The 697-nt window shown below is 43.5% G+C and carries 1 protein-coding gene; it reads left to right on the top strand.

Annotated features, from left to right (window positions below; translation table 11 throughout):
* A partial coding sequence (locus tag R8N49_RS27265; protein WP_318190469.1) for a transglycosylase SLT domain-containing protein occupies nucleotides 1-540 on the top strand: 540 nt, incomplete at its 5' end.
* Between the last annotated feature and the right edge of the window lie 157 nt (nucleotides 541-697).

The following is a 697-nucleotide window of genomic DNA, read 5'->3' as shown; positions in this document are numbered from 1 at the left end:
CTGATTGCGGCGGTTGCGTATAAAGAGTCCGGATTTAATAACAACTTAGTCGGCACAAGAGGCGCAGTGGGCATAATGCAAGTCTTACCGAGCACCGCGCGCGATCCAAACATCAACATCAAAAATGTTCGACAACTCGAAAACAACATCCACGCAGGAGCGAAATACCTAGCGTTTTTACGTCGGCAGTACTTTGGCGATAAGGCCATTACGGCTGAGAACAAAATTTACTTTACCTTGGCGGCTTACAATGCAGGCCCAGGTAATGTCGAGAAAATGCGCAAGCGAGCCGCACAGCAAGGCTACGACCCCAACGTTTGGTTTAATAATGTCGAAGTGGTCATGCGAAAAAGCCTCAGCTCAACGGTCAGTTATGTGACCAGCGTGAACCGTTACTACGTCATCTATAAGCAACTAGAGAGCTTAGACCTCGCCAAAACACTAGAAAATGTGCTGCTGATTCCTGATGACCCGATCTTTATGACGCCAATAAGGAAAATCACTCAAACGCCAGATACAAAAATGCCGCTTGTTAATTAAGCGGCATTTTTATTATTCAGTGTACTTTGAAATTGCAGAGTGATTAATGTCACATTTTCATTCTAGTTAAAATTTAACCACTCTAAAAAACAGGCTGAACAACATCCCTAAAAACGAAGGCGTTTTCAGCTGAGTACTCTATCCAATCTAATGATTT

This window comes from Vibrio sp. 1978 (assembly GCF_033344345.1).
The sequence above is the reverse complement of the archived record's forward strand: the minus strand, read 5'-3'. Positions and strand labels throughout refer to the sequence as shown.